A 12,472-nucleotide genomic window follows, 5' to 3' on the forward strand; every position below is an offset into this window, starting at 1 on the left:
AAGTATCTATAGGATGGCAACTGCATTTTTTTCTTTTTGGGCAGCCCTTATTAAAATTTATTCTTATTTTAGGTTATATACATTCATGTCCATTTATGTAAAAAATTCCTGCTGACCTTGTTTATGTCTTGTCAGTCACCATTTGCAAAACCATATTTGACCCTCAAAGAGGCTGAATTTGATAAGTAACTTGCTACATACTCATAATAAGGAGCTAAATAGAACACGAATGGGAAATACACAAATGCTAAACTAAAGAAGATATTGGCCAAAATAAACGCTATACCGAGAGAGAAACTTGATTTTTCAACTTCCTAAAACGGTGTTGTTCAAACATTTCTACTTATTTGTACTTGCCAGTTGAACCTACGCTTCCCTAATAAAATGTCTATGGTAAAAAGTTAAAAAATCCTCCCACTTTTGTTAGATATATTTTTTTGTGTAATTTTGTAATCGTTATGCGGCAGTAATAATATACATATTAATACGAGTTAGTAATCCTGTAGTTCTCATATGCTACGAGGAGGTATTAAAAGGTGCGTTTCGACAATGCATCTACTGTAGTATATTATTGCTTAATCCAAATGAATATTATAAATTTAGGAATTCTTGCTCACATTGATGCAGGAAAAACTTCCGTAACCGAGAATCTGCTGTTTGCCAGTGGAGCAACGGAAAAGTGCGGCCGTGTGGATAATGGTGACACCATAACGGACTCTATGGATATAGAGAAACGTAGAGGAATTACTGTCCGGGCTTCTACGACATCTATTATCTGGAATGGAGTGAAATGCAATATCATTGACACTCCGGGACACATGGATTTTATTGCGGAAGTGGAGCGGACATTCAAAATGCTTGATGGAGCAGTCCTCATCTTATCCGCAAAGGAAGGCATACAAGCGCAGACAAAGTTGCTGTTCAGTACTTTACAAAAGCTGCAAATCCCGACAATTATATTTATCAATAAGATTGACCGTGCCGGTGTGAATTTGGAGCGTTTGTATATGGATATAAAAACAAATCTGTCGCAAGATGTCCTGTTTATGCAAACTGTTGTCGATGGATCGGTTTATCCGGTTTGCTCCCAAACATATATAAAGGAAGAATACAAAGAATTTGTATGCAACCATGACGACGATATATTAGAACGATATTTGGCGGATAGCGAAATTTCACCGGCTGATTATTGGAATACGATAATCGCTCTTGTGGCAAAAGCCAAAGTCTATCCGGTGCTACATGGATCAGCAATGTTCAATATCGGTATCAATGAGTTGTTGGACGCCATTTCTTCTTTTATACTTCCTCCGGCATCAGTCTCAAACAGACTTTCAGCTTATCTCTATAAGATAGAGCATGACCCCAAAGGGCATAAAAGAAGTTTTCTTAAAATAATTGACGGAAGTCTGAGACTTCGAGACGTTGTAAGAATCAACGATTCGGAAAAATTCATCAAGATTAAAAATCTAAAGACTATTTATCAGGGCAGAGAGATAAATGTTGATGAAGTGGGTGCCAATGATATCGCGATTGTAGAAGATATAGAAGATTTTCGAATCGGAGATTATTTAGGTGCTAAACCTTGTTTGATTCAAGGATTATCTCATCAGCATCCCGCTCTCAAATCCTCCGTCCGGCCAAATAAGCCCGAAGAGAGAAGCAAGGTGATATCCGCTCTGAATACATTGTGGATTGAAGACCCGTCTTTGTCCTTTTCCATAAACTCATATAGTGATGAATTGGAAATCTCGTTATATGGTTTGACCCAAAAGGAAATCATACAGACATTGCTGGAAGAACGATTTTCCGTAAAGGTCCATTTTGATGAGATCAAGACTATCTACAAAGAACGACCTATAAAAAAGGTCAATAAGATTATTCAGATCGAAGTACCACCCAACCCTTACTGGGCCACAATAGGGCTGACTCTTGAACCCTTACCGTTAGGGGCAGGGTTGCAAATCGAAAGTGACATCTCCTATGGTTATCTGAACCATTCTTTTCAAAATGCCGTTTTTGAAGGGATTCGTATGTCTTGCCAATCTGGTTTACATGGATGGGAAGTGACAGATCTGAAAGTAACTTTTACTCAAGCCGAGTATTATAGCCCGGTAAGTACACCTGCTGATTTCAGACAGCTGACCCCTTATGTCTTCAGGCTGGCTTTGCAACAGTCAGGTGTGGACATTCTCGAACCGATGCTCTGTTTTGAGTTGCAGATACCCCAAGTAGCGAGTTCCAAAGCTATTACAGATTTGCAAAAACTGATGTCTGAGATTGAAGACATCAGTTGTAATAATGAGTGGTGTCATATTAAAGGGAAAGTTCCATTAAATACAAGTAAAGACTATGCCTCAGAAGTAAGTTCGTACACTAAGGGCTTAGGCATTTTTATGGTTAAGCCATGTGGGTATCAAATAACAAAAGACGGTTATTCTGATAATATCCGCATGAACGAAAAAGATAAACTTTTATTCATGTTCCAAAAATCAATGTCATTAAAATAATGGAGCGGTCAGGAAATTTCTATAAGGCAATACGGTTGGGATATATACTTATCTCCATTCTTATCGGATGTATGGCATATAATAGCCTCTATGAATGGCAGGAGATAGAAGCATTAGAACTTGGCAATAAAAAAATAGACGAGCTCCGAAAAGAAATAAACAATATCAATATTCAAATGATAAAATTTTCTCTATTGGGTGAAACAATACTGGAATGGAACGATAAAGATATCGAGCATTACCATGCACGGCGTATGGCAATGGACAGTATGCTCTGCCGTTTCAAGGCCACCTATCCAGCAGAGCGCATCGATAGTGTGCGCAGTCTTTTAGAGGATAAGGAACGACAGATGTTCCAGATAGTCCGGTTAATGGATGAACAACAATCTATTAACAAGAAGATAGCCAATCAAATTCCGGTTATTGTACAGAAAAGTGTGCAGGAACAGTCCAAAAAGCCAAAACGAAAAGGTTTCTTAGGCATATTCGGCAAAAAAAAGGAAGTAACTCCAGCAGTATCAACCACTATCCTTCATTCGGTCAATAGAAACGTAATCAGCGAACAGAAAGTGCAGGATCGCCAATTGTCGGAACAAGCCGACAGCCTTGCAGCTCGTAATGCAGAACTTAACAGACAACTGCAAGAATTGATTTGCCAAATAGAAGAAAAGGTACAAACCGAACTGCAAAGCCGGGAAAACGAAATAGTTGCCATGCGTGAAAAGTCATTTATGCAAGTAGGCGGTTTAATGGGATTCGTTCTTCTATTGTTGTTAATTTCCTACATCATCATACATCGTGATGCAAAAAGCATTAAACAATACAAGCACAAGACAACTGATTTGATAAGGCAACTGGAACAATCCGTACAACGGAACGAGGCACTGATAACGTCAAGGAAGAAGGCGGTACATACTATCACCCATGAACTGCGCACACCGCTGACAGCAATAACAGGCTATGCCGGACTGATACGGAAAGAACAGTGTGAGGATAAGTCCGGGCAGTATATCCAAAACATACTGCAATCCTCCGACCGTATGCGGGATATGCTTAACACTTTGCTTGACTTCTTCCGCCTGGACAACGGCAAGGAACAGCCCCGTCTGTCACCCTGCCGGATTTCAGCAATCACGCACACACTTGAAACGGAGTTCATGCCTGTTGCCGTGAACAAAGGGCTGTCCTTGTCCGTGAAGACTGGACACGATGCCATTGTATTGACCGACAAAGAGCGAATAATACAAATCGGGAATAACCTGCTGTCAAACGCTGTCAAGTTCACAGAAGAAGGCGGTGTTTCTTTGATTACTGAATATGATAATGGAGTTCTGACACTGGTCGTTGAAGATACAGGTACAGGCATGACAGAAGAGGAACAGAAACAAGCGTTCGGTGCGTTTGAACGTCTATCAAATGCCGCCGCAAAGGAGGGTTTCGGGCTTGGGCTTGCCATAATGCGTAATATTGTGTCGATGCTTGGCGGAACAATCCGTTTAGACAGCAAGAAAGGGAAAGGCAGTCGTTTCACAGTTGAAATTTCTATGCAGGAAGCTGAAGAACAGCTTGGATATACAAGCAATACACCTGTTTATCATAACAATAAATTCCATGATGTTGTCGCCATTGACAATGATGAGGTATTACTTCTGATGCTGAAAGAGATGTATTCCCAAGAAGGAATACACTGCGACACTTGCACCGATGCTGCGGCACTGATGGAAATGATACGCCAGAAAGAATACAGCCTGTTGCTGACAGACTTGAATATGCCCGATATAAACGGTTTCGAATTGCTGGAACTGTTGCGTTCGTCCAACGTGGGCAATTCACCAACAATCCCGGTGGTTGTGGCAACCGCTTCGGGCAGTTGTAACAAAGGGGAACTATTGGCAAAAGGCTTTGCCGGATGCCTGTTCAAACCGTTCTCCATATCGGAACTGATGGAGGTTTCCGACAGGTGTGCCATAAAAGCGACACCGGACGGGAAACCGGACTTTTCCGCCTTATTGTCCTATGGCAATGAAGCCGTCATGCTGGAAAAGTTGATAACTGAAACAGAAAAGGAAATGCAGGCGGTACGGGATGCAGCAAAAGAAAAAGACCTGCAAAAGCTGGATTCCCTGATCCACCACCTGCGCAGTTCGTGGGAGGTGCTCCGTGCCGACCAACCGCTGAATGTACTTTACGGATTGCTTCGTGGCGATGCTCTCCCGGATGGTGAAGCGTTAAGCCATGCCGTGACTGCCGTGCTGGATAAGGGAGTGGAAATAATACGGTTGGCAGAAGAGGAAAGGAGAAAATACGAAGATGAATAAGACAAAAATAATTGTGGTGGAAGACAACATCGTGTATTGCGAATATGTCTGCAATATGCTGTCACGGGAGGGCTACCGCAATATGAAGGCTTACCACCTCTCAACCGCGAAGAAACATCTGCAACAGGCAACAGATAATGATATCGTGGTTGCCGACCTGCGTCTGCCTGACGGCAGTGGCATAGACCTTTTGTGCTGGATGCGAAAGGAGGGAAAGATGCAGCCCTTCATCATTATGACCGACTACGCCGAAGTTAATACCGCCGTGGAAAGCATGAAACTCGGCTCGATAGACTATATTCCCAAACAGCTTGTGGAGGATAAACTTGTCCCCCTGATCCGTTCCATACTGAAAGAACGTCAGGCAGGACAACGCCGTATGCCTATATTCGCCCGTGAAGGTTCCGCCTTTCAGAAAATCATGCACCGCATAAGGCTGGTAGCCGCCACCGATATGAGCGTGATGATATTTGGTGAGAACGGCACGGGCAAGGAGCATATTGCCCACCTGTTGCATGACAAGAGCAAACGTGCAGGCAAGCCATTTGTGGCGGTGGACTGCGGTTCACTCTCCAAAGAGCTTGCACCGTCGGCTTTCTTCGGACACGTCAAAGGTGCATTTACAGGTGCGGACAATGCCAAGAAAGGATATTTCCATGAGGCGGAAGGCGGCACGTTGTTTCTGGACGAGGTAGGAAACCTCGCGTTGGAAACCCAACAGATGTTGCTCCGTGCCATACAGGAGAGGCGGTATCGCCCGGTCGGAGACAAGGCAGACCGGAATTTCAATGTCCGCATCATCGCTGCTACCAATGAAGATTTGGAGGTATCGGTGAATGAAAAGCGTTTTCGGCAGGATCTTCTGTACCGCCTGCACGACTTCGGGATAACCGTTCCTCCGTTGCGTGACTGTCAAGAAGACATTATGCCGCTGGCAGAGTTCTTCCGTGATATGGCAAACAGAGAGCTGGAGTGTAGCGTGAGCGGGTTCAGTTCCGAAGCACGTAAAGCGTTGCTGACACACGCATGGCCGGGCAACGTGCGGGAACTTCGGCAGAAAGTTATGGGTGCTGTATTGCAGGCGCAGGAAGGTGTTGTCATGAAAGAGCATCTGGAACTTGCCGTGACGAAACCGACCTCTACTGTCAGCTTCGCCTTGCGCAATGACGCGGAGGATAAGGAGCGGATATTGCGTGCGTTGAAACAGGCAAACGGCAACCGGAGTGTCGCCGCAGAACTGCTCGGCATAGGCAGGACAACACTATACAGCAAACTTGAAGAGTATGGACTTAAATATAAATTCAAGCAATCATAGCCCGTAATTCACTGAATTTGGCTATCTTTGCATAACATTTGAGAAAAACGGCGATTGGCAGGAGCTTTTCGCCGCCAACATATAGGATAAGACCGCAAGGCGTTTCAAGCGAAAATCTGGTAAATTGGAACTACGGAGACGATTGCGTGATGCTTATGCTATGCTTACGCATAGCGTGCATTCACGTACTCTCCGTAAAGGCTTTACCAGAGCCATCGCTTGAAGGTAGTGTGAATTGCACGCTACTTTTTTACCCTTGCCTAACGAAAGGAAACGATTATGGGTAAAGTTCAGATTCTCGCCGTACTGACGATGGACGGATGTCTTTCTTCAGAGTTATATGATAAAGCACATCAGGATTTGTGCCTTGACCGTTGCGGTCTTGATGAAATCAGGAAGAAAGCCTTTTACCGTGTGACACCGGACTATTCCATTTCAATGCTGCACGAATGGAGAAAAGACTGCACAAACATCCGTTACCTCGCGGAAGCCACACCGGACACGGCAGACTATATAAACGGACTGCTGCGGATGCACGCTGTGGATGAAATCATACTATACACCGTTCCTTTCATATCCGGAAGCGGACGACATTTTTTTAAGTCGGCTCTGCCAGAGCAACACTGGACGCTTTCCTCTTTGAAAAGCTATCCCAACGGTGTATGTCGCATTATCTATATCCTTGATAAAAAAGCAAGATAGCCAAAATGTGCGGCAAGCATACATTTCTATTTTCAGGAATAGAATAAATGTTCCGATTACAAACAATTTAAGTCGGAGATAATTTGTCCTTGTGAAAAAATACTGAATTTTATACCTCTGAAATCCAGCACTTTGTAAAATTGAGTGTTGGATTTTTTATTTTCTGCCGCGTTTTTTGCCAATTATATTCATGTGCGCACGCAGAAAACAAAGTGTAATTTTCAAAATTGACAGAACCATGAATTATTTCTTGCTGGCGGAAACCGACTTTTTCCGCCTGATAAACGAAGCCGGCGACTGCAATATGGAAACGGCATACACGGCTTTCGCCACCCAAGTGATCGAACTGTGCAACGGCGGCATGGACATGAACCTTACCGTCATCGCGCTTGCCTACATCGAAATCGAGTTGCAGCACCATCCCGTACGTAATCTGTCAGAAGAAAAAAGAGAGATTGCCGCCTACGTCAGCAAGGCTCTGTCTTTCGTAAGAAAGATGCAGAAATTCCTTGCCACGCCCCAAGTGCCACCACTAATATCCGCCAACAACGCAACAGAAACCACCGCCAGCCTTCTTCAATGGACGGGCAATGCCATCGACCTCGTGGAACTTATCTACGGCATAGACGTGATGGGCTGCATCAACAACGGCAATATGCCGCTCAAACAGCTCGCCCCACTTCTCTATAAGATATTCGGGGTTGATTCTAAAGACTGCTACCGCTTCTACACTGATATCAAACGCCGGAAGAACGAAAGCCGCACCTATTTCATTGACAGGATGCAGGAAAAACTGAACGAGAGAATGTTGCGTGATGAGGAGTTGGAGCGGATGAGAAAATAAAAAAATATCCATTACATATGAGAAGACAGGAATACTCGTATCCTGTCTTTTTATTTTCATTTAATTATATATTAATTAGCACAATATATGTGAGTTTTTCATTCCTATAAGGACAAATTTCAGAAACGTATGTCTGGTAAATTATTGAGTCATCATAGTATGAACATATATCATTACTAAAAACAATGAAACAACTTCCATAAGATTGTGGTTGTAAAAATCGCCATTTAATAGCCCGTTTTTTTTGTAAAATTCGCCAATTAAAAAAAATATGATTATCTTTGCATTATATTTTATAAGGTATGGAAACAGTAAATAGAATACTTCAAGAGAAGATTACAGCACGAATCGCGCCCAATAAAGCAGTACTGATTTTTGGTGCTCGCCGTGTTGGTAAAACGGTAATGATGCGTAAAATTGTGGACAACTATTCAGGTAGGACGATGATGCTCAACGGCGAAGACTACGACACATTAGCACTATTGGAGAATCGCTCAATAGCCAATTATCGGCATTTATTGGATGGTATTGATTTGCTGGCTATTGATGAGGCACAGAACATACCACAAATCGGTAGTATTCTGAAGTTGATAGTTGATGAAATACCGGGAATAAGTGTCTTGGCAAGTGGTTCTTCGTCATTCGATTTGCTGAATAAGACTGGTGAACCGTTGGTCGGCCGCAGTACGCAATTTCTCCTTACACCATTCTCGCAACGGGAAATCGCACAGACGGAAACGGCACTTGAAACCCGCCAGAACCTCGAAGCGCGCTTGATTTACGGTTCCTATCCCGAAGTAGTAATGATGGAGAACTATGAACGTAAAACAGACTACCTACGTGATATTGTCGGTGCATACCTGCTTAAAGATATCTTAGCAATTGACGGCTTAAAAAATTCGAGCAAGATGCGCGATCTACTGCGATTGATAGCTTTTCAGTTGGGCAGCGAAGTTTCTTACGAAGAGTTAGGTAAACAACTCGGCATGAGCAAGACGACCGTTGAAAAATACCTCGACCTATTGGAAAAGGTCTTCGTTATCTATCGTCTGGGGGCTTATTCGCGTAACCTACGCAAGGAGGTTACAAAAGCTGGCAAGTGGTACTTCTACGACAACGGCATTCGCAATGCCATTATCGGGGCTTTCTCACCGCTGGCCATTCGGCAGGATGTCGGTGCGCTGTGGGAGAACTACATCATCGGAGAGCGGCGCAAAGCGAACTTCAATGAGGGACTGCACAGGGAGTTCTATTTCTGGCGCACCTACGACAAACAGGAAATCGACCTGATTGAGGAGAGTGCCGACAGTCTTACCGCCTTGGAGTTCAAGTGGGGAAATAAAATGCCGGCCGCACCGAAAGCCTTCCAAGAAGCCTATCCCTATGCCGAGTTTCATGTGGTAAATCGGGAGAATTATTTGGAGTTCGTATAATCAATAAATTACGTATATGGAAACAAAACTACAATCCAAACAGCAATATCCGCGGTTTATCCAAAATAAACCGTGTGGTATTGACAAATTCGATGGAGGTTCGCAAGAAAGGTTGGCAAAAACTATTGCTCGCCATTTTTGTCAGAATGATTCATTGGATGAGGAATGTACTTTACCTCGAATTATCGGCATCGAAGGTATTTGGGGATCTGGAAAATCCAACGTGGTTAAAATGTTGGAACGTGAATTATCAGACGACTATTACTTTTTTGAGTATGACGCATGGGGACATCAAGAGGACTTGCAACGCCGCTCTATATTGGAATTGCTTACAAGCAAACTTATTGATGATGGTATCCTATCTGGAAATGCAACAATAAAAGTCAAAGGTGGAGGTACGAAAACCGTATCATGGTCTGAAAAGCTGAAATATTTATTAGCCCGTAAAACGGAGACCGTAACCGAAAAATATCCCCTTATCAGTAATGGTATGGTTGCGGCATTTTTGGTTGCAGTTTTAACTCCGATATTTACATTTATTGCGTATGCAGTAAAACCTACACCCACAACATGGTGGTTTTCTTTATTGTCTATTATCATAGCTGCACTGCCAGTTCTTATTGCATTGTGCGTTTGGAAATGGGCATATAGCAAAGATCATAAATATGGATGGAGTTATATGTTAGCTATTTATCAAGATAAAGTCGAAAAGGACGTTTGCTATGAGACTTTGAGCGAAGACGAACCAACGGTTTACGAGTTCAAAACATGGATGCAAGACATTTCTGATTTTATCAAGGAAAAAGGACAACGTAAATTAGTCCTTGTTTTTGACAACATGGATCGTCTCCCCGCTGAAAAAGTAAAAGAATTATGGTCTTCTATCCATACGTTCTTCGCCGATAGCGGTTTTGAAAATGTTTGGGCTGTTATTCCTTTCGATGAAACACATTTAGCTTGTGCATTCGGAGATGAGACCGACGAACAAACGAAACAACTGACCAAGTATTTTATCAATAAAACTTTCCCTATTGTTTATCGTGTCGCTCCTCCTGTTATTACCGACTATCGAAGTATATTCAACAAACTGTTTGTTGAAGCATTTGGAGAAACAGAAAATGAAGCGAAAGAAACTATAAATCGGATATTCAGATTGGTAAATCCTAATGCCAATGTTAGGGAAATTATATCATATATCAATGAGATGGTCGCTCTTAAACAAGAGTGGTGTAACGAAATTTTGATGATAAACATAGCATTGTTCTGTTTGAAGAAGACGGATATTCTGGCAAATCCAGTAGAACAAATATTGTCCGGCGACTATCTGAATGGCATTCAAACAATAATTAACAATGATCTGCAAACACAACGCGAAATTGCAGCTTTGGTATATGGTGTCGATGTTGAAGATGCTCGACAAATTCCATTGAAAAAATATATTGAAGGCTGCATCAACGGAGAAGAAGACCACGACATAAATCAATATGCAGAGACTAATAAACAATTTGACACTGTATTAGAAGAAGTTATACAATGTATGGACAATGCGCTTATCGATAAGATTATACATTGTTTGCATAAATTAACTCGAAAGAGCGATGTTATTCTGCGTGTATGGCAAAGAATAGCACAATTGAAATTAAAAGAATCCATAGAGAAGCAGGTGTTCCCTGTCGAATACCAAGAACTGCTGTTGCATTTAGACACGGAAAGCCAAAACCATGTGATTGCTCAATTATATAAGAAGATAGTTCGGTTCAATGACTTCAATGGCGGCGACTATTTCAAAACGTTAGATGCAATAGACAGGTTTATTGCGCAAAATAAGTTGGCGTGCGATTTTACGTCATTGATTGAAGCAAAAACAGTCAAGCCAAATACATTTATCGATTATATTCAAGCTGCAAATGCAACAGATGCTGCCTATCGGGATAACGCGACAACTAAAGCATATAAATATTATCAAGTAGCAACAAATTCGGAGGCGCTCGATAATTATTTGGCAAACTTACTACCCGATAATTTCGACCATGCAGATATTGTAAAAACGTTAAAAGATAATTCTACCTATACGTTTCCAACGCTTTTGCAAGCGATCACGAATTGCATTGATGAACAGAATGTAAATAAAGATAATATAGGGGCTATATTTACAACCTATCGTTTATTGGCATCTGACGAAGAAAGACCTTTACCTGTAACGTTAGATTCAACCTACATAAATCAGTTGCATTCTGAATTAGAAACTGATGGCCGAAACATTAAAGAGTCTGGATATTACGATTTAGTCGCCATGCAATTGGCACATGGTCATTCCGTTTCCTTAATAGAGGGTGGAGATATAAAATATGTTGCAGAACTCATGGACTATTATGTGGATCATGGAGACTTATTAGTAAATAGTGTGGGATGGAATATACCGCTATTAAATGAAACACTACAATACATGGTAAATCATAAACTTGGCTATAAATTATTGCTCTCAGACATATTGCCCCAATTTGAAGATATTAAGAACAGAATAGGTGTAACGGATGAGGTATTTATCGAGCATTTAGCAGAGTGGAATACCGATTTGGATAAGTATATCACTAAGAACAATATTAAAGATGTAATTCCTGACGCATCTTTTTACGATTTGACCACTAAAATAAGCAATGTCCTGACCGATCATATCAATAAAATAGCGTTCGAAGCGTTGTCTGAAATAAGTGTTGATACATTATACGCCCAAAGAACAGCACATACATCATATTATTGGTTTGTCGCAATAAAACATTTACTGGCTAAAATCAAATCCTTGCCAGATAACTTGACTGAATTTGGCAAAAAGATTCTGATGGATATTGCTTCTGGAACTCAAAGTTTGAATCCTTTCCCTAATTGTTTCAAGAATATAGTTGAAAGATTGGATAAACGAAAAATTAAATCGACAGTTACCGATATAAGAAATGATTTCTGCATCGGTAAAAAGACTATCAATGCAATAAAGTTTCAATTTTTCGAAACATGGCTTAGATCGCATGGTAATTTGAAAAGTCAAGCTGGAGACGTTATTGATAAAATAGTGAAACCTGTAATTTCCGATGGGGCATGCCGTTCATTGATTCTGCAAAACAAAGATTTTTATATGGATTTAATAAATACAGCAGGGGATGATGCTTATGAATTGAAAAAGAGTCTCCGAAACCTCATACAAAAAGATTCAGATCCGCAATTGGTTAAATTTGTCAATTCGATAGATTCAGTACCTGAGGTTGAAACCGCGTAAGTATTTGTCTAACAAGTCCGAATTTTACGATTTTACCCGTCAGAACTGAAGTGCCCCCCAAAAAAATTGTATCCAACTT

General features: G+C 41.6%; 7 protein-coding genes. All 7 read left to right on the plus strand.

The features are described from left to right. Positions 1-584: 584 nt before the first annotated feature. Positions 585-2,510, plus strand: a complete 1,926-nt coding sequence (gene tet(Q) / locus ACPYIV_RS04665) for a tetracycline resistance ribosomal protection protein Tet(Q) (protein ID WP_004291466.1) — start codon at positions 585-587, stop codon at positions 2,508-2,510. Then, positions 2,510-4,828, plus strand: a complete 2,319-nt coding sequence (locus ACPYIV_RS04670) for a hybrid sensor histidine kinase/response regulator (protein WP_004291467.1) — start codon at positions 2,510-2,512, stop codon at positions 4,826-4,828. Before tet(Q) ends, ACPYIV_RS04670 begins: the two co-directional genes overlap by 1 nt. Further along, the gene (locus tag ACPYIV_RS04675; RefSeq protein WP_004291471.1) at positions 4,821-6,143 is read left to right on the plus strand and encodes a sigma-54-dependent transcriptional regulator; all 1,323 of its coding nucleotides are present in this window, start codon (positions 4,821-4,823) and stop codon (positions 6,141-6,143) included. The genes ACPYIV_RS04670 and ACPYIV_RS04675 overlap by 8 nt, the downstream gene beginning before the upstream one ends. Before the next feature lie 279 nt (positions 6,144-6,422). Then, positions 6,423-6,845: a dihydrofolate reductase family protein gene (locus ACPYIV_RS04680; RefSeq protein ID WP_004291474.1), complete on the plus strand. Its 423-nt coding sequence runs from the start codon at positions 6,423-6,425 to the stop codon at positions 6,843-6,845. A 238-nt stretch (positions 6,846-7,083) separates the two neighbouring features. After that, positions 7,084-7,689, plus strand: coding sequence for an RteC domain-containing protein (locus ACPYIV_RS04685; RefSeq protein ID WP_004304269.1), 606 nt, complete (start codon positions 7,084-7,086; stop codon positions 7,687-7,689). A gap of 302 nt (positions 7,690-7,991) precedes the next feature. Continuing rightward, positions 7,992-9,122 (plus strand): ATP-binding protein, encoded by a 1,131-nt coding sequence (locus ACPYIV_RS04690; protein WP_004291480.1) that lies wholly within the window; start codon positions 7,992-7,994, stop codon positions 9,120-9,122. A gap of 16 nt (positions 9,123-9,138) precedes the next feature. Beyond that, entirely contained in the window at positions 9,139-12,393 is a 3,255-nt protein-coding gene (locus tag ACPYIV_RS04695) for a P-loop NTPase fold protein (protein WP_004291481.1), read from the plus strand. Positions 12,394-12,472 lie beyond the last annotated feature (79 nt).

Source organism: Parabacteroides vesiculifaciens (assembly GCF_049860805.1).
Lineage (GTDB): Bacteria > Bacteroidota > Bacteroidia > Bacteroidales > Tannerellaceae > Parabacteroides.